We start from the raw sequence: 17,586 nt of genomic DNA, 5'->3' as shown, positions 1-17,586 counted from the left end.
CATGCGACGCTGGAATGGCTGGGGTGAGGAAAGCACTTCGATGGAACTGCCCGGCTCGGGCCGGACCTTTCTCGCCGAGCAGATCGGCCCCGGCCTCGCGCTGCCCGATGCCAGCCTCGACGCCGTGCTGGCCAAGGTGCCGGCCTCGCGCCTGGCCGAGCACCCGCTGCTGCTGCGCGAACCCATGGACCGCCTGTTGCACGCCCGCGGCCAGAGCCTGCCGGACTGGCTGGCCATGCGCGAGGGCGAGTTCGGCCGCTTCCCCGACGGCGTGGCCTACCCGCAGAGCGCCGAGCAGATCCGCGAACTGCTGCGCTACGCCGAGCGCACCGATTGCCTGCTGATCCCCTACGGCGGCGGCACCTCGGTGGCCGGGCACATCAACCCGCCGGCCTCCGACAAGCCGGTGCTGACCGTTTCCCTGGCGCACATGAACCGCCTGCTGGAGCTGGACGAGGAAAGCCTGGTGGCCACCTTCGGCCCCGGCGCCAACGGCCCGCAGGTGGAAAGCCAGCTGCGCGCCCGCGGCTACACCCTCGGCCACTTCCCGCAGTCCTGGGAGCTGTCGACCCTCGGCGGCTGGGTGGCCAGCCGCTCCAGCGGCCAGCAGTCGCTGCGCTACGGGCGCATCGAGCAGCTGTTCGCCGGCGGCACCCTGGAGACCTTCGCCGGGCCGCTGGAAATCCCCACCTTCCCGGCATCCTCCGCCGGCCCCGACCTGCGCGAGCTGGTGCTGGGCTCGGAGGGCCGCTTTGGCGTCATCTCCTCGGTCAAGGTGCGCGTCTCGCGGCTGGCCGAGCAGGAGCGCTTCTACGTGGTCTTCCTGCCGTCCTGGGAACAGGGCCTGGCGGCCATCCGCAGCCTGGCCCAGGCGCGTGTGCAGCTGTCCATGCTGCGCCTGTCCAACGCGGTGGAAACCCGCACCCAACTGACCCTGGCCGGCCATCCCGGGCAGATCGCCTGGCTGGAGCGCTACCTGAAGTGGCGCGGGGCGGGCGAGGGCAAGTGCATGCTGACCTTCGGCGTCACCGGCAGCCGCGCGCAGAACGCCGCTTCGCTGAAGCTCGCGCGGCGCCTGCTGAAGGGCTTCGGCGGGGTGTTCACCGGCACCCTGCTGGGGCGCAAGTGGGAAGCCAGCCGCTTCCGCTCGCCCTACCTGCGCGAGACGCTCTGGCAGGCCGGCTACGTGGTGGACACCCTGGAGACCGCCACCGACTGGAGCAACGTCGACAACCTGATGCAGCGCATCGAGGCCAGCCTGCGCGACGGCCTGGCGGCGGAAGGCGAGCGGGTGCACGTGTTCAGCCACCTGTCCCACGTCTATGGCGAAGGCTCCAGCATCTACACCACCTACGTGTTCCGCCCGGCGTCCAGCTATGCTGCCACCCATGAGCGCTGGCGCCGGCTCAAGCAGGCCGCCAGCCGGACGATCGTAGAGAACCGCGGCACCATCAGCCACCAGCACGGCGTGGGCCGCGACCACGCGCCCTACCTGGCGCTGGAGAAGGGCGAACTGGGCATGGCCACCCTGCGCGCCCTGGCCGGCCATTTCGACCCCGCGGGCCGGCTCAACCCCGGCACCCTGCTGCAGGACTGACGCCATGTGGAACGCCGCCTGGCGTCGGCAGGCGCTGGCCGAACTGGCCGGGCGCGACTGGGACCTGATCGTGGTCGGCGGCGGCATCACCGGCGCCGGCATCCTCCGCGAGGCCGCGCGGCGCGGCTGGCGCTGCCTGCTGCTGGAGCAGCGCGACTTCGCCTGGGGCACCTCCAGCCGTTCCTCGAAGATGGTCCACGGCGGCCTGCGCTACATCGCCAAGGGCCAGTTCGGCCTGACCCGCGACTCGGTGCGCGAGCGCCAGCGCCTGCTCGGCGAGGCGTCGGGGCTGGTGGAGCCGTTGAGCTTCATCATGCCGCACCACCGCGGCGGCTTCCCCGGGCCGAAGGTGTTCGGCGGCCTGCTGGCCGTGTACGACGCCCTGGCCGGCAAGCGCAACCACCTCTATTACCCGCTGCAGCAACTGCGCTACCTGGCGCCGGGGCTGAAGGAGGACGGCCTGCTGGGCGGCACGCGCTTCGCCGATGCGGTGGTGGACGACGCCCGCCTGGTCATGCGCGTGCTGGACGAGGCCCGCGCCGACGGCGGCGAGGCGCTCAACGGCCTGCGCGTGCTGGAACTGAGACGGGAAGGCGGCCGGGTGAGCGGCCTGCTGGCCGAGGACCGGGAGAGCGGCGAGCGCTTCGTCTTGCGCGCCGGCGTGGTGGCCCTGGCCACCGGCGCCTGGGCCGACGACCTGCGCCGCAGGGAAGGCGACGAGCACATCCGCCCCCTGCGCGGCAGCCACCTGTTGCTGCCGGCCTGGCGCCTGCCGGTGGCCCACGCCTTCAGCTTCATGCACGCGGTGGACCGGCGCCCGGTGTTCGTCTTCCCCTGGGAAGGCGCCAGCGTGGTCGGCACCACCGACCTGGACCATGGCGACGGCCTGGACAGCGATGCCTGCATCAGCGAGGAGGAAGTCGACTACCTGCTGGCCGCCTGCGCGCAGCAGTTCCCCGCCGCGCGCATCGGCCGGGCCGACATCCGTTCGACCTGGGCCGGCGTGCGCCCGGTGGTCAGCAGCGGCGCGACGCGGAAGAAACCCTCGGACGAAAAGCGCGAGCACGCCCTGTGGCAGGAGCCCGGTTGCGTGACCCTGGCCGGCGGCAAGCTGACCACCTTCCGCCTGCTGGCCCTGGAGGTGCTGCAGGCTTGCGCTCCCATGCTCGGCAAGACGCTGGAAGACAGCGGCTCAGCAATTTTTGCCGCAGTGCCCGAGGTCGACCTGCCCGGCCTGGGCCCGCAGCAGCGGCGGCGCCTGGCCGGCCGCCACGGCCGCAACCTGCCGCAACTGGCCAGGTTGCTGGTGGAAGTCGGCAACGGGCGAGTGGGCGACAGCGACTGCCTGTGGGCCGAACTGGCCTGGGCCGCCGAAGGCGAGCTGGTGCTGCATCTGGACGACCTGCTGCTGCGCCGCACGCGCCTGGGCCTGCTGCTGGAGAACGGCGGCGCCGGCGAACTGCCGGCCATCCGCGCGCTGTGCCAGGCGCGCCTGGGCTGGGACGATGGGCGCTGGCACGAAGAAGAGTGCGCCTATCTGGAGCTTTGGCGGCGCTGTTATAGCTTGCCGGGTGAAGCGTGATGGGTATCGCAGGCTCAACCCATCCTACGTGGAGCCCGTGCCATCGGCGCGGCGATACCCATCACCGGCAAGGCCCTCTGACGAGAAGGATCGCACCTTGAGCGAACAGAGCTACCTGCTGGCCATCGACAACGGCACCCAGAGCGTGCGGGCGCTGCTCTTCGACCTCGCCGGCAACCTGGTGGCCAAGGGCAAGGTCGAGCTGGAGGCCTACTATTCCAGCCAGCCCGGCTGGGCCGAGCAGGACCCGGAGTATTACTGGGCCAAGCTCGGCGAGGCCTGCCAGCTGCTCTGGGCGCAGAGCGGCATCGACCGCAGCCTGATCCGCGGCGTGTCGCTGACCACCCAGCGTGGCACCGTGATCCACGTCGATGGGCAGGGCAAGCCGCTGCGTCCGGCGATCCTCTGGCTGGACCAGCGCCGCGCCGAGGTCGAGGGCCGCATCAAGGGGCCCTGGGGCTGGCTGTTCAAGCTGGCCGGCGCCGAAGGCGCGGTGGATTACTTCCGCAGCCAGGCCGAGGTCAACTGGGTCGCTCAGCGGCAGCCGGAACTGCACGCGGCCACGCACAAGGTGCTGCTGTTGTCCGGCTTCCTCACCCATCGGCTGTGCGGGCGCTTCGTCGATTCCCTGGCGTGCAGCGTGGCCTACCTGCCGTTCGACTACAAACGCCTGAAGTGGGCCGCCCCGCGGGACTGGAAATGGCAGGCGGTGAAGGTGCGCCAGGAGCAGTTGCCGGAGCTGTTCAAGCCCGGCGCCAGGCTCGGCACGATCAGCGCCGAGGCCAGCCGCCACACCGGCATCCCCGAAGGCCTGCCGCTGATCGCCGCCGGCGCCGACAAGGCCTGCGAGGTGCTCGGCGCCGGGGCCATCGAACCCAGCGTGGCCTGCCTGTCCTACGGCACCACCGCGACCATCAACACCACCCGTGCGCGCTACCTGGAAACCATCCCGCTGATCCCGCCGTACCCGGCGGCGATTCCCGACCATTTCAACACCGAAGTCATGATCTACCGCGGCTTCTGGATGGTCAGCTGGTTCAAGCGCGAGTTCGGCCTGCGCGAGATGCAGCGCGCCGCCGAGCTGGGCGTGGAGCCGGAGAAGCTGTTCGACGAACTGGTCGAGCAGGTGCCGCCTGGCTCCATGGGCCTGATGCTGCAACCCTACTGGACGCCGGGCATCCGCGAACCCGGCCTGGAAGCCAAGGGCGCGGTGATCGGCTTCGGCGACGTGCACACCCGCGCGCACCTCTACCGCGCCATCCTCGAAGGCCTGGCCTATGCGCTGCGCCAGGGCAAGGAGCGCATCGAGAAGCGCTCCGGCACCCGCATCGAGCGCCTGCGCGTGGCTGGCGGCGGCTCGCAGAGCGATGCGGCCATGCAGCTGACCGCCGACATCTTCGGCCTGCCGGCGGAGCGCCCGCACGTTTACGAGGCCTCCGGCCTGGGCGCGGCCATCGACTGCGCAGTGGGGCTGGGGCTGTACCCGGACTTCGCCGCCGCCATCGCCGCCATGACCCGCGTCGGCCAGGTGTTCCAGCCGCGCCCGCAGGCGCAGCGCACCTACGAGCGGCTGTACCGCGAGGTCTACCAGCGCATGTACCGGCAACTGAAGCCGCTGTACCGGAGCATCCGCGAGATCACCGGCTACCCGGCCTGAACTTCGCGCCCCGCTTCGATGGTCCATAGTGAATGGACTTCAAGGAGGGGAGAGGGACCATGGCGAAACCCGAAGCGATGCTCATCCTGCACGGCAAGCAGGCGGCCAACGACGAGGTGCGCGCGGCGGTGCTGGCGCGCCGCGAGGCCGGCTGGCGGCTGGACGTGCGCGTCACCTGGGAGGAGGGCGATGCCGAGCGCCTGGTCGGCGAGGCCCTGGCGGCCGGCTACCCGACGCTGGTCGCCGGCGGCGGCGACGGCACCGCGCGGGCCGTGGCCGAGGCGCTGTACCGGGCCGATGCCGAGGCCAGCCTGGCGCTGCTGCCGCTGGGCACGGCCAACGACTTCGCCCGCGCCGCCGGCATCCCGCTGGAGCCGGCCGCGGCGCTGGGCCTGCTGGAGGAGGCGGCGCGGCCCATCGACCTGGGCGAGGTGGAGGGGCGCATCTTCCTCAACATGGCCACAGGCGGCTTCGGTTCCACGGTCACGGCCAACACCTCCGAAGACCTGAAGAAAGCCCTGGGCGGCGCGGCCTACCTGCTGACCGGGATCAGCCGCTTCTCCGAGGTGCACTCGGCCGAAGGCCACTTCCGCGGCCCGGGTTTCGACTGGCAGGGCGAATTCCTCGCCCTGGGCATCGGCAACGGCCGCCAGGCCGGCGGCGGGCATCCGCTGTGCGCCCAGGCGCTGGCCGACGACGGCCTGCTCGACGTCAGCATCCTGCCGGCGCCGGGCGACATGCTGTCCGCCCTGGGCAGCCTGCTCGGCAGTGGCGGCGGACTGCAGGAACTGTTCGTCCGCGCGCGCCTGCCGTGGCTCGAACTGGAGGCCGGCGAGGGCCTGGCGATCAACCTCGATGGCGAGCCCCTTCAGACCAGCCGGGCGCGTTTCGAGGTGCGCCCGGCGGCGTTGCGCCTGCATCTGCCGGCGGACTCGCCGCTGCTCGGCGGCTGATCGCCGGGGCTGGCCCGGAACGGGCTTCTGAGGCATGATGGCGTTGCGCCAGTATTTCGTCGCCGGAATTCTGGCCGATACAGCGACACGCTATTCATCCCGATTTCAGGAGCCCCCATGGCCGGCATTCTCGACAGCGTCGATCAACGCACCCGACTGGTGGGGCAGAACCGCCTGGAGATCCTGGTGTTCCGCCTGGCCGGCCGGCAGCAGTTCGCGATCAACGTGTTCAAGGTCCAGGAGGTGCTGCAGCTGCCGCGCCTGACGCTGATCCCGCAGCGCCACCCGATGATCTGCGGGGTGATCAATCTGCGCGGCCAGACGCTGCCGGTGATCGACCTGTCCCACGCCATCGGCATGTGCCCGCTGCGCCCCGAGGAGCGCAGCACCATCATCGTCACCGAGTACAACCGCTCGGTGCAGGCCTTCCTGGTCGGTGGCGTGGAGCGCATCCTCAACCTCAACTGGGAGGCGGTGCAGCCGCCGCCCGGCGGGGCCGGGCGCCAGCACTACCTGACCGCCATCACCCGCATCGACGAGCGCCTGGTGGAAATCATCGACGTGGAGAAGGTGCTGGCCGAGATCGTGCCGATGAACACCCGCGTCTCCGCCGAGCGCCTGGACGACGACCTGCTGGCGCAGACCAGCGGCCGCGAGGTGCTGGTGGTGGACGACTCCAGCGTCGCCGTCAACCAGCTGCGCGACACCCTCGGCCAGCTCGGCCTGAAGCTGCACGTGGCCACCGACGGCCTGCGCGCGCTGCGCCAACTGCAGGCCTGGGCCAACGCCGGCGAGGACATGGACGAGAAGCTGCTGATGGTCTTCACCGACGCCGAGATGCCGGAGATGGACGGCTACCGCCTGACCACCGAGATCCGCAACGACCCGCGCCTGGCCGGGCTCTACGTGGTGCTGCACACCTCGCTGTCGGGCAGCTTCAACGAAGCCATGGTGCGCAAGGTGGGCTGCGACGACTTCCTCTCCAAGTTCCAGCCGGACCTGCTGGTGGACGTGATCCGCCGGCGCCTGGAGAGGTTGCCGGCCTGAGCCGTGACCGCCCGGCACGGCTGGGTGGTTCGGCGTCAACCTGTCTTGCGGGTCGCGCCGAGGTGCTCTTCGTAGGATGGGTTGAGCCTGCGAAATCCATGCTGCCACGGCGATGGGTATCGCTTCGCTCAACCCATCCTACGGTGAACTACCATGCCTCCCGTGTAGAGCGGGCCCTGCCCGCGATTCGCGCGCAGGGCGCGCTCCTACAGGCGGCCCCTGGCTTCCATCCGCGATGCCCGATTGCGAGGCGCCGGCCCGCCCCGTATAACGGCTTCTTTGCCCGTAACAAGGAAGCCGCCAGCATGATCACCCTCAGCGCCCTCTACCGTTACCCGCTCAAGTCCGGGCAGTTCGAGCCCCTGGAGCGCATCGGGCTGGACGCCCTCGGCCTGCAGGGCGACCGTCGCTGGATGGCGGTGGAGGCTTCCAACGGGCGCTTCCTCACCCAGCGCCTGCTGCCGCAGCTGGGCCGCATCGAGGCGCGCTGGCAGGACTCTGGCAAGGCCCTGCGCCTGCGTGCGCCGGGGATGGAGGACCTGCTGGTGGCGGTGCCCGGCGTGGACGATGCGTTGCGCGGCGTGACCATCTGGCGCGACAGCCTGCAGGTGCCGGATGCCGGCGAGGCCGCGGCGGACTGGCTGAGCCGCTTCCTCGGCCGCCCGTGCCGGCTGGTGGAGATTCCCGAGCAGCGCGCGCGGCAGGTGGACACCGCCTATGCCGAGCCGGGCGAGAAGGTGCATTTCGCCGATGGCTTCCCGCTGCTGCTGATGAGCCAGGCCTCGGTGGACGACCTGGCCGCGCGCGTCGGCCATCCCCTGGAGATGCTGCGCTTCCGCCCCAACCTGGTGCTGGAGGGCAGCGCGCCCTATGCCGAGGACGGCTGGAAGCGCATCCGCATCGGCGACGTCGAATTCCGCGTGGCCAAGCCCTGCGGCCGCTGCATCCTCACCACCATCGACCCGCACACCGGCGAGCGCGACCCCAACCGCGAACCCCTGGCGACGCTGCTCAAGTACCGCCAGGTGGACGGCGAGGCGCTGCTGGGGCAGAACCTGCTCCCCCTCGGCCGCGGCGAACTGCGCGTGGGCATGCCGGTGGAAATCCTGGAGTGATCCAGCTCCCGCGGATGGGCTTTCGCCCGCACCTGTAGGAGCGGGCCCTGCCCGCGATTTCGCGCGCAGGGCGCGCTCCTACAGAAGAGCGGCGAGGAGCGGATCTCATCCGCGAATCGCGCCGGTGGTTCCGGCTATCGCGGACAAGGTCCTACCCCCTTCGGCAGGCACAAGACCCGTAGGATGGTGTTGAGCGAAGCGATACCCATCAGCGCAACCGCATGGGTTTCGCAAGCTCAACCCATCCTACGAAGAGCATCTCGGCGCGGCCGGCAAGACAGTTGCTCCTACATTCTTCGGTAGACACAACCCTAGGATGGGTGGAGCGAAGCGATACCCATCGCCACGATTCTGGAAGGCGCTCCGGCCCGCGCTCGAAGTGCGCGGATGCGAAGGTCAGGCGGCGGATAACCGCGAACGGTTATCCGCCCTACGCCAAGCGTGCGGGAGGGGCGGTCAGAGCTCGTCGAAGAAGCGCTCGTGCCAGTCCACCAGCGGCTGCGGCACGCCGATCTTCTGGCCGTAGATGACCGCGTAGGACAGCACGTTCTGCACGTATTGGCGGGTTTCGTCGAAGGGGATGCTCTCCACCCAGACGTCGAAGGACAGGTGGCGGGCGTCCTTCAGCCACTGGCGCACGCGGCCGGGGCCGGCGTTGTAGGCGGCGGTGGCGAGCACGCGATTGCCGTTGAACTGGCCCTGCACCTGGCTGAGGTAGGCGGCGCCGAGGCGGATGTTGAGGTCCGGCACTATCAGCTGCTGCGGCCCGGCCAGGGGAATGCCGAACTTCTTCGAGGTTTCCTTGGCGGTGGCCGGCATCAGCTGCATCAGGCCGGTGGCGCCGACGCCGGAGCGCGCATCGGACATGAAGGCGCTTTCCTGGCGGGTGATGGCGAACACCCAGCTGGGGTGCAGGTCGCGGTTGCGCGCTTCGCGCAGCAGGCTGTCGCGGTGCGCCACCGGGAAGCGGATGTCGAGGTCGTCCCAGTACTGCGCCTGGCTGATGGCGCGGATGGCCGGGAAGTACCACTGCATGTCGTAGGCCATGCGGGCCTGGGCCAGCAGTTCGTCGCGGTTGAACACCCGCGCGGCGTAATACCACTCGCGGCGGGCGCTGATCACGTCGCCGCGGGCGTAGAACTCCAGGGCGCGACGGGTGCTGGCGGCGTTGCGCACGCGCTGCATCACCTGCGGGCTGATGCTCACCGGGCGGTTGTTCAACTGGTAGGGCGCGTTGATCCGGTCGGCGGCGAGGAAGCCGTAGAAGTCGCGCTCGCGCGCCAGAGGCTGGTACAGCGCCATGGCCTGCGGGTTCTGCGGCTGGGCCAGCTGCAGGGTGCGCGCCTGCCAGTAGCGCCAGCGGTTGGTCTCGGCGAGGTCCTTGGGCAACTGGCGCGTCAGCTGGTAGGCGTCTTCCCAGCGGCCCAGGCGCATCAGCAGGCGCAGGCGCCATTCGCTGACGGTGTTGTCGCGCAGCTCGGGATCGTAGCGGGTCATCAGCGGCAGGGCGCGCGGGTCGTAGCGGCGCGCCAGGCCCAGGCCGATCTGCCGGGCGATGTTGACCTTCTCCTCGCCGGTGAACGGCAGGCTGCTCTCGTAGCCGTCGAGCAGGCCCAGGGCGCGTTCCGGGTCCTGCTTGGCCAGGCGCCGCAGGCCCAGGCCGACGACGTCGGCCATGGCGTGGGTGCGCAGGCTGAAGCGTTCGGTCTGGCTCAGCTGGGCGGGGTTCTGCGCCACCTTGACCATCAGCTCGCCGAGGCTGCCGAGGGTCGGCAGGCGCTTGGCGAGGGTGGTGGCCAGGCCGTAGTTGCCTTTCTCGGCCGCCAGCTTCAGGCGCCTCCAGACCATGTCCTCGGTGAGCTGGCCGTCGGCCTGCCAGAGGTCGAACAGGGTGTCGCAGGCGTCGGGTTGCGATTTGCCCACCAGCCACAGCTTCTGCGCGGTCTCGTAGCCGGCGGCTTTCTGCCCGTGGGTGAGCTGGTACTGGCCGTATAGGCAGTCCAGCTCGGTGAAGTTCATCTTCGGGTCGTAGTAGTCGAGGAAGGTTTTCCAGTCCTGGCGGTCGGCCAGTTGGCGCAGCCAGCGCAGCTTCAGCCAGTTGATCTGCGGCAGGTCGCCGTGTTCGGTGAGGAAGCCTTCGATCTCGGCGTCGCTGGCGCTTTTCAGACGGTTGGTCAGGTCGTCGTAGCCCAGGTAGGGTTCCAGCGGATAATCCGCCAGGGCCTGGCGGTAGCGCAGGTAGGGGCCGTTGTCGTTGCGCGCCAGGGCGGCCTTGGCCTCGTCGTACATCTGCCGCTGTTGCTGCAGCGGGGCAGCGTGCGCCGGCGCGGCGCTGGTCAGGGTGAGGATCAGGCAGGAGAACAATAGTGAAAGGCGACCGCGCATGACTCTTCCGCAAAGTGATTCGTGGCGCGGTCTGGCCGGCGCCGATAGGCACAAGCTTAGCCTGTTGCGCGGCGATGGCGGAAGCGTTGCGGCGGTACCGTCGGGCACAAAAGATGACAGCCGCGGCGCTCGTGCAAGGCTCTGACTTTTTTCGAGTTTCCCTTACACTGCGGCCCCAGTTTCCGGAGATGCCCCATGACCCTGCTGAAGTTCACCGATGTATCCCTCGCCTTTGGCACCACGCCGCTCCTGGACAAGGTGTCCTGGCAGATCGAGAAGGGCGAGCGGGTCTGCATCATCGGTCGCAACGGCACCGGCAAGTCGAGCATGCTCAAGCTGGTCAAGGGCGAGCAGATGCCCGACGACGGCGACATCTGGCGCGCCCCGGCGCTGAAGATCGGCGAGCTGCCGCAGGAGCTGCCGGTGGCCGACGAGCGCACGGTCTACGATGTGGTCGCCGAGGGTTTGGCCGAGGTCGGCGAGCTGCTCAGCCGCTACCACCACCTGAGCCAGCACATCCAGGGCGACGACGACCTGACCCAGCTGGCGCGCGTCCAGCAGGCCCTGGAGGCCCGCGACGGCTGGCGCCTGCAGCAACTGGTGGAAACCACCCTGACGCGCCTGCAACTGCCGGCCGACAAGACCCTCGCCGAGCTTTCCGGTGGCTGGCGCCGCCGCGTGCTGCTGGCCCAGGCGCTGGTCGCCGAGCCGGACCTGCTGCTGCTGGACGAGCCGACCAACCACCTGGACATCGGCGCCATCGCCTGGCTGGAAGAGGCGCTGTCCGGCTTCCCCGGCGCGGTGCTGTTCATCACCCACGACCGCGCCTTCCTGCAGGCCGTGGCCAACCGCATCCTCGAACTGGACCGCGGTCACCTGATCGACTGGAAGGGCGACTACGCCAGCTTCCTGGTGCACAAGGAGCAGCAACTGGCGGCGGAAGAGGCGGCCAACGCGCTGTTCGACAAGCGCCTGGCCCAGGAGGAAGTGTGGATCCGCCAGGGCATCAAGGCCCGGCGCACCCGCAACGAGGGCCGCGTGCGCGCGCTCAAGGCCATGCGCAACGAGCGCGCCGAGCGCCGCGAGCGCACCGGCAAGGCCAGCTTCCAGATGGAGACGGCGGAGAAGTCCGGCAAGCAGGTGATAGTCGCCGAGAAGGTCGGTTTCGCCCATCCCGGCGGCGAGCCGCTGATCCGCGATTTCTCCCTGGTGCTGCAGCGCGGCGACCGCATCGGCCTGCTGGGCGCCAACGGCACCGGCAAGACCACCCTGCTCAAGCTGCTGCTGGGCGACCTGCAGCCGACTTCCGGCAGCATCAAGGAAGGCACGCGCCTGGAAGTGGCCTATTTCGACCAGTTGCGTCACCAGCTGGAGCCGGAAAAGACCGTCATCGACAACATCGCCGAAGGCCGCGAATTCATCACCATCAACGGCCAGAATCGCCACGTGCTGAGCTACCTGGGCGACTTCCTGTTCTCCCCGCAGCGCGCCCGCACGCCGGTCAAGGCGCTGTCCGGCGGCGAACGGGCACGGCTGTTGCTGGCCAAGCTGTTCAGCAAGCCGGCCAACCTGCTGGTGCTGGACGAGCCGACCAACGACCTGGACGTGGAAACCCTGGAGCTGCTGGAAGAGGTGCTGCTGAGTTTCGACGGCACCGTGCTGATGGTCAGCCACGACCGGGAATTCCTCGACAACGTGGTGACCAGCACCCTGGTGTTCGAAGGCGAGGGCCGCGTGCGCGAGTTCGTCGGCGGCTACCAGGACTGGCTGCGCCAGGGCGGTTCGCCGCGCCTGCTGGGCGTGGGCGAGGAGAAGGCAGCGAAATCCGAGCCCGCCCCGCAGGCAGCTGCGGCACCGGCCGCGGCGCCGGAGGCGGCGAAGAAGAAGCTCAGCTACAAGCTGCAGCGCGAACTGGAGGCCATCCCCGGGCAGATCGACGCCCTGGAGGCCGAACTGGCCGGCGTGCAGGAAGAAATCTCGGCGCCCAGCTTCTACCAGCGCCCGGCGGAGGAGACCCGCGTGGTGCTGGAGCGCCTGGACAGCCTGCAGGCCGAGCTGGACCGGCTGATCGAGCGCTGGGCCGAACTGGAAGAATGACCCGCCCCGTCGGGAAGGTGCCCGGGGGCTGCCGCTGCGGCGGCGATCGGCGAGTTGGGGAAGGGCATGGCGATCGAGTACCGCATCAATCTGGATGACGAACAGGGCTTCAGCTACCGCATCGAGCTGGAGCGCCGCTTCGATGGCGAACAGGCCGTCGGGGCGCCGGCGTGGACGCGCCTGGAGCACAACCAGTGCAGCAACTGCCCGCTGTCCCGCGAGCAGCACAGGCATTGCCCGGCGGCGGTGGACCTGCACCGGGTGATCGAGGATTTCCGCGGCCTGCCGGCGCTGAAGAAGGTGGATGTGCTGGTGCGCACCCCCGAGCGCGAGTACCGCAAGCAGGTCGGCCTGGAGGAGGGCCTGCGGGCGCTGCTGGGGGTGATCATGGCCACCAGCGCCTGCCCGCTGCTGGGGCGGCTCAAGCCCATGGCCCAGCAGCACCTGCCGTTCGCCAGCAACCAGGAGTTCATCACCCGCGCGGTGTCGCTATACCTGATGCGCCAGTACTTCAACTACCGCGAGGGGCGCCACGCCGACTGGGAGCTGAAGGGGCTGGTGCGCCTGTACCAGCAGCTGCAGCTAGTCAACCAGGCGTTCTGGCAGCGCATCCACGACAGCTGCGTGGGCGACTCCAACCTCAAGGCCTTCCTCAGCTTCTTTTCCATGTCCTCGAGCATGAGCTATTCGCTGGAGGCACAGTTGCAGAAGGTTCGCCCGGTCCTGATGAGCGGGGGAGAGGTGTTCTGAAACCGGGCGCCCGCGCTGGCGGGCGCCCGGGCTGCCTCACTCGGTCTTCTGCAGGCGCACCGCCAGCACGTCGCAGGGCGCGCCGTGCAGCACGTCGTTGGCGGTGGAGCCCAGCAGCAGGGCCAGGCCGTGGCGGCCGTGGCTGCCGACGATGATCAGGTCGCAGCCCTGCTCCTTGGCCAGGCGGTGGATTTCCTGGCGCGGCTGGCCGTAGACCAGGTGGCTCTGGGCGATGGACACCTGCGGGTAGCAGAGGGTGAACTGGTGCATGCGCTCCTTGGCCTGGTCGAACTGCTGTTGCTGCAGCATCGACAGGTCCATCGGCACGTCACCGCCGAAGGCCATGGCCATGGGCTCGACCACGTGCACGGTGGACAGCTGCGCCTGGGTGCTGGAGGCCAGCGCCACGGCGCGCTTCATCACCGGATCGCATTCGTCGGTGAGGTCCACGGCGACCAGGATGTGTTGGTAGGGCATGAGCGTCTCCTCCGGGGGACAGTTATGAATGCAAGTATGGCTCTTTGGGCCGAGGTATACCCGATATGACGGTCTGGTGGTCGATTCTGCTCCTGGCGCTGGTGCTCAGCCCGCTGGCCTGGCTGATGCCCTCGCGCGGCCAGCGCGGGCAGATGGACCTGCGCCTGCAGGCGCGGCGCCTGGGGCTGGCCATGCAGATGGCGCGCCAGGAGTGGCCGCACTGGCTGGAGCGGCAGCCGCCGCAGAGCTGCGCGCAGTACCACCGCGGCCGCAGCCGCGGGCGTAACGACGAGTGGCGCTACTGGCAGAGCGCACCGGGCGTGTGGCTGGACCGCTGGCGCGAGCCCTGCGCCGATGCGCAGCTGCTCGCCGACCTGGCGACGCTGCCGGGCGACGTGTACATGGTCGAGGCTTCGGCGCAGTTCATCGCCCTGTACTGGGGCGAGCGCGGCGACGCCAGCCACCTGCAGCGCATCGCCGAGTTCCTTTCCCGGCGCGCCTGAGCGCCGTGGCGCTGCCGTCATTCAGAGCTGCGCCGCGGCATAGCGGCCGGAGACCTGCTCCAGGTCGGCGATGATGCCGTCAGAGTACTTGTCGATGAGGAAGGGCACGTTGCTCTGCGCGGCGCCCTGCAGCGATTTCTCGATGAATCGCCACTTGGTGGAGATGGCCCGCAGCTCGCGGCCGATCTCCGGGCTGGTCTGCGGCGCCTGTTGCAGTTGCAGCAGGTTGATGGCGAAGCGGTTGGTCAGGTCGTCGAGGGCCTGCTGGTCCTCGCTGCGCACCGGGTTGGCGCCCACCGAGGCGTTGCGCGACACGTAGTTCCAGGTGATCGACTGCATCAGCAGGCTCTGCTCGCGACTCTGCTGGGTGAGCGGCGGCACCTGCTGGCCGCTGTCCTTCTGGATGCCCTCGTAGAGCTGTTCGGCGGTATCCAGCAGCTGGCTGTTGCGGCGGGCCAGGTCGCCCAGGGGCTGGAAGTCGTTGTAGCCGTTCTGCTTCTGCGCTTGCAGTTGCTGCTCCAGGGCCTGGCGGTAGCCGTCCCACTGTTCCTGCAGCTTGCCCCTGAGCTGCGCCGAGGCGCTGCCGGGCATCTGCCCCAGGCGCTCCAGGGCGGCGTCGGCGTCGGCCGTGGAGCTGGCCACCAGGCCCGCGTAGCGCGGGTCCCCGGCCATGGCGTTGAGCAGGAACAGGTCGCTCAGGCTGCGCTGGGCGGCCAGGCGCATCTGGTGCAGCGCCAGCAGGTCGCCGGCGGGCTCGGCGTGGGCCAGAAAGGGCAGGGCGGACAGGACGAACAGGGACAACAGGCGGGCCAGCGGTCGGCATGGCATGGGCGCGTCTCCTTGGGGCCGTGGGGCTTCTTGTTGTTCTTCGCGATGCTCGGCGACAAGCGATTCGCCGGACTCTAACCCGCGTCCGGGCATTTTGCCAACGACGCGGCTGGTACCAGGCCAGACAGCGGCACGGGGCGCCATGGTTTTGCTGAATGTCGCGGCAGAACCTCGCTGAATGCGGCGAACCAGAGGCCTTTCGGACAGCCGTCCGCGATTGACAAGCGCAGGCTTTTCGAAGAAGGTGTGCACACCCGAATCAAACGGGCGTATGAATCGAGCGTTTGCCATGTACGAACGGTCGAACCAAGGCCCCGACTATCGCATCGGCGGGTGTGCCGCAGGCTTTGGGACTATGCTCCGCGACTGCGGAACGGTCCCGATACACGGCGTCCGATGCGTGAGTTCAAGCTTCCCTAGCGTGGAGATCAGTTGATGATTTACCAAGGTAAAGCCATCACGGTTAAGGCTCTTGAGAGCGGCATCGTCGAGCTGAATTTCGACCTCAAGGGCGAGTCCGTCAACAAGTTCAACCGGCTCACCCTGAACGAACTGCGTGAAGCAGTCGATGCGATCAAGGCCGATGCGTCCGTCAAGGGCGTGATCGTGACCAGCGGCAAAGGCGTGTTCATCGTCGGCGCCGACATCACCGAATTCGTCGACAACTTCAAGCTGCCGGACGAAGAACTGCTGGCCGGCAACCTCGAAGCCAACAAGATCTTCAGCGCCTTCGAGGACCTCGAGGTCCCGACCGTCGCCGCGATCAACGGCATCGCCCTGGGCGGCGGCCTGGAAATGTGCCTGGCCGCGGACTTCCGCGTGATGAGCGCCACCGCCAAGATCGGCCTGCCGGAAGTCAAGCTGGGCATCTACCCGGGCTTCGGCGGCACCGTGCGCCTGCCGCGCCTGATCGGCGTGGACAACGCCGTGGAATGGATCGCCTCGGGCAAGGAAAACCGTGCCGAGGACGCCCTGAAGGTCGGCGCCGTCGACGCCGTGGTCGCCCCCGAGCAGCTGCAGGCCGCGGCCCTGGACCTGGTCAAGCGCGCCATCGCCGGCGAGCTGGACCACAAGGCCCGCCGCCAGCCCAAGCTGGAAAAGATCAAGCTCAACGCCATCGAGCAGATGATGGCCTTCGAGACCGCCAAGGGCTTCGTCGCTGGCCAGGCCGGCCCGAACTACCCGGCCCCGGTCGAAGCCATCAAGTCGATCCAGAAGGCTGCCAACTTCGGCCGTGACAAGGCGCTGGAAGTCGAGGCCCAGGGCTTCGTCAAGCTGGCCAAGACCTCGGTTGCGCAAAGCCTGATCGGCCTGTTCCTGAACGACCAGGAACTGAAGAAGAAAGCCAAGCAGTACGACGAAGTCGCCAAGGACGTGAAACTGGCCGCCGTGCTCGGCGCCGGCATCATGGGCGGCGGCATCGCCTACCAGTCGGCGGTCAAGGGCACCCCGATCCTGATGAAGGATATCCGCGAAGAGGGTATCCAGATGGGCCTGAACGAGGCCTCCAAGCTGCTCGGCAAGCGCGTCGAGAAGGGCCGCCTGACCCCGGCCAAGATGGCCGAGGCGCTGAACGCCATCCGCCCGACCATGTCCTACGGCGACTTCGGCAACGTCGACATCGTCGTCGAAGCCGTGGTCGAGAACCCCAAGGTCAAGCAGATCGTGCTGGCCGAGGTGGAAGGCGTGGTCAAGGAGGACGCGATCCTCGCTTCCAACACCTCGACCATCTCCATCAGCCTGCTGGCCCAGGCCCTTAAGCGCCCGGAAAACTTCGTCGGCATGCACTTCTTCAACCCGGTGCACATGATGCCCCTGGTCGAAGTCATCCGCGGTGAGAAGTCCGGTGAAGTGGCCGTCGCCACCACCGTGGCCTACGCCAAGAAGATGGGCAAGAACCCCATCGTGGTGAATGACTGCCCCGGCTTCCTGGTCAACCGCGTGCTGTTCCCGTACTTCGGCGGCTTCTCCAAGCTGCTGGGCTTCGGCGTCGACTTCGCGCGCATCGACAAGGTGATGGAGAAGTTCGGCTGGCCCATGGGTCCGGCCTACCTGTCCGACGTGGTCGGCATCGACACCGGCCACCATGGCCGCGACGTGATGGCCGAAGGCTTCCCGGACCGCATGGCCGTTGAAGGCAAGACCGCCGTCGACGTCATGTACGAGGCCAACCGCCTGGGCCAGAAGAACGGCAAGGGCTTCTACGCCTACGAGACCGACAAGCGCGGCAAGCCGAAGAAAGTCAGCGACCCGCAGGCCTACGAATTGCTCAAGGCCATCGTCAGCGAGCAGCGTGAGCTGAGCGACGAGGACATCATCAACTACATGATGATCCCGCTGTGCCTGGAGACCGTGCGCTGCCTGGAAGACGGCATCGTCGAAACCGCCGCCGAGGCCGACATGGGCCTGATCTACGGCATCGGCTTCCCGCCCTTCCGTGGCGGTGCGCTGCGCTACATCGACTCCATCGGCGTGGCCGAATTCGTCGCCCTGGCCGACAAGTACGCCGACCTGGGCCCGCTGTACCACCCGACCGCGAAGCTGCGTGAAATGGCCAAGAACGGCCAGAAGTTCTTCGGTTGAGTGCGAACGAAT

General features: G+C 68.7%; 13 protein-coding genes. 10 read left to right on the top strand and 3 right to left on the bottom strand.

The annotated features are described in order from the left end of the window. Window position 1 precedes the first annotated feature (1 nt). The 6 genes from FG99_RS03525 to FG99_RS03500 all read left to right on the top strand — a co-directional run bounded on the left by FG99_RS03525 (window position 2) and on the right by FG99_RS03500 (window position 7,951). Complete coding sequence (locus tag FG99_RS03525; protein WP_043267343.1) at window positions 2-1,597, top strand: FAD-binding oxidoreductase; 1,596 nt, start codon at window positions 2-4, stop codon at window positions 1,595-1,597. A 4-nt stretch (window positions 1,598-1,601) separates the two neighbouring features. Beyond that, the gene (locus FG99_RS03520) at window positions 1,602-3,179 is read left to right on the top strand and encodes a glycerol-3-phosphate dehydrogenase/oxidase (RefSeq protein WP_043267342.1); all 1,578 of its coding nucleotides are present in this window, start codon (window positions 1,602-1,604) and stop codon (window positions 3,177-3,179) included. Window positions 3,180-3,276: 97 nt separating this feature from the next. After that, entirely contained in the window at window positions 3,277-4,836 is a 1,560-nt protein-coding gene (locus FG99_RS03515; RefSeq protein WP_043267340.1) for an FGGY-family carbohydrate kinase, read from the top strand. A 59-nt stretch (window positions 4,837-4,895) separates the two neighbouring features. Continuing rightward, entirely contained in the window at window positions 4,896-5,789 is an 894-nt protein-coding gene (gene yegS, locus FG99_RS03510; RefSeq protein WP_043267338.1) for a lipid kinase YegS, read from the top strand. Between the two features lie 117 nt (window positions 5,790-5,906). Further along, window positions 5,907-6,836: a chemotaxis protein CheV gene (locus FG99_RS03505; RefSeq protein WP_043267337.1), complete on the top strand. Its 930-nt coding sequence runs from the start codon at window positions 5,907-5,909 to the stop codon at window positions 6,834-6,836. Window positions 6,837-7,141: 305 nt separating this feature from the next. Further along, the gene (locus FG99_RS03500; protein ID WP_043267335.1) at window positions 7,142-7,951 is read left to right on the top strand and encodes an MOSC domain-containing protein; all 810 of its coding nucleotides are present in this window, start codon (window positions 7,142-7,144) and stop codon (window positions 7,949-7,951) included. 456 nt (window positions 7,952-8,407) lie between these two features. Here FG99_RS03500 and FG99_RS03495 read toward each other — a convergent pair whose 3' ends face one another. Further along, a complete protein-coding gene (locus tag FG99_RS03495) occupies window positions 8,408-10,336 on the bottom strand; it encodes a transglycosylase SLT domain-containing protein (protein WP_043267333.1) in 1,929 nt (642 codons plus the stop codon). 195 nt (window positions 10,337-10,531) lie between these two features. Here FG99_RS03495 and FG99_RS03490 point away from each other — a divergent pair, with 195 nt between their 5' ends. Both FG99_RS03490 and FG99_RS03485 read left to right on the top strand, forming a co-directional pair. After that, complete coding sequence (locus FG99_RS03490; protein WP_043267331.1) at window positions 10,532-12,433, top strand: ATP-binding cassette domain-containing protein; 1,902 nt, start codon at window positions 10,532-10,534, stop codon at window positions 12,431-12,433. Between the two features lie 66 nt (window positions 12,434-12,499). Continuing rightward, window positions 12,500-13,183: a DUF6901 family protein gene (locus tag FG99_RS03485; protein WP_043267330.1), complete on the top strand. Its 684-nt coding sequence runs from the start codon at window positions 12,500-12,502 to the stop codon at window positions 13,181-13,183. Window positions 13,184-13,219: 36 nt separating this feature from the next. On the opposite strand, the gene FG99_RS03480 is transcribed toward FG99_RS03485, so the two are convergent. Next, a complete protein-coding gene (locus tag FG99_RS03480; RefSeq protein ID WP_043267328.1) occupies window positions 13,220-13,660 on the bottom strand; it encodes a universal stress protein in 441 nt (146 codons plus the stop codon). A 65-nt stretch (window positions 13,661-13,725) separates the two neighbouring features. Here FG99_RS03480 and FG99_RS03475 point away from each other — a divergent pair, with 65 nt between their 5' ends. Then, window positions 13,726-14,163, top strand: a complete 438-nt coding sequence (locus tag FG99_RS03475; RefSeq protein WP_009621349.1) for a hypothetical protein — start codon at window positions 13,726-13,728, stop codon at window positions 14,161-14,163. Between the two features lie 21 nt (window positions 14,164-14,184). Here FG99_RS03475 and FG99_RS03470 read toward each other — a convergent pair whose 3' ends face one another. Beyond that, window positions 14,185-14,991 carry a hypothetical protein gene (locus FG99_RS03470; RefSeq protein ID WP_043267327.1) on the bottom strand — a complete coding sequence of 269 codons (807 nt, stop codon included), beginning with the start codon at window positions 14,989-14,991 and terminating at the stop codon, window positions 14,185-14,187. A 435-nt stretch (window positions 14,992-15,426) separates the two neighbouring features. Between FG99_RS03470 and fadB the strand changes: the two genes are divergently transcribed. Further along, entirely contained in the window at window positions 15,427-17,574 is a 2,148-nt protein-coding gene (gene fadB / locus FG99_RS03465) for a fatty acid oxidation complex subunit alpha FadB (protein ID WP_043267325.1), read from the top strand. Window positions 17,575-17,586: the final 12 nt, after the last annotated feature.

This window comes from Pseudomonas sp. AAC (assembly GCF_000725445.1).
Classification (GTDB): domain Bacteria; phylum Pseudomonadota; class Gammaproteobacteria; order Pseudomonadales; family Pseudomonadaceae; genus Pseudomonas; species Pseudomonas citronellolis.
The sequence above is the reverse complement of the archived record's forward strand: the minus strand, read 5'-3'. Positions and strand labels throughout refer to the sequence as shown.

Coding starts and splice junctions, on each gene's coding strand:
- yegS (WP_043267338.1), top strand. CDS start 4,896: ATGGCGAAACCCGAAGCGATGCTCATCCTGCACGGCAAGCAGGCGGCC.
- FG99_RS03470 (WP_043267327.1), bottom strand. CDS start 14,991: ATGCCATGCCGACCGCTGGCCCGCCTGTTGTCCCTGTTCGTCCTGTCC.
- FG99_RS03495 (WP_043267333.1), bottom strand. CDS start 10,336: ATGCGCGGTCGCCTTTCACTATTGTTCTCCTGCCTGATCCTCACCCTG.
- FG99_RS03490 (WP_043267331.1), top strand. CDS start 10,532: ATGACCCTGCTGAAGTTCACCGATGTATCCCTCGCCTTTGGCACCACG.
- fadB (WP_043267325.1), top strand. CDS start 15,427: ATGATTTACCAAGGTAAAGCCATCACGGTTAAGGCTCTTGAGAGCGGC.
- FG99_RS03475 (WP_009621349.1), top strand. CDS start 13,726: ATGACGGTCTGGTGGTCGATTCTGCTCCTGGCGCTGGTGCTCAGCCCG.
- FG99_RS03505 (WP_043267337.1), top strand. CDS start 5,907: ATGGCCGGCATTCTCGACAGCGTCGATCAACGCACCCGACTGGTGGGG.
- FG99_RS03480 (WP_043267328.1), bottom strand. CDS start 13,660: ATGCCCTACCAACACATCCTGGTCGCCGTGGACCTCACCGACGAATGC.
- FG99_RS03485 (WP_043267330.1), top strand. CDS start 12,500: ATGGCGATCGAGTACCGCATCAATCTGGATGACGAACAGGGCTTCAGC.
- FG99_RS03525 (WP_043267343.1), top strand. CDS start 2: ATGCGACGCTGGAATGGCTGGGGTGAGGAAAGCACTTCGATGGAACTG.
- FG99_RS03520 (WP_043267342.1), top strand. CDS start 1,602: ATGTGGAACGCCGCCTGGCGTCGGCAGGCGCTGGCCGAACTGGCCGGG.
- FG99_RS03500 (WP_043267335.1), top strand. CDS start 7,142: ATGATCACCCTCAGCGCCCTCTACCGTTACCCGCTCAAGTCCGGGCAG.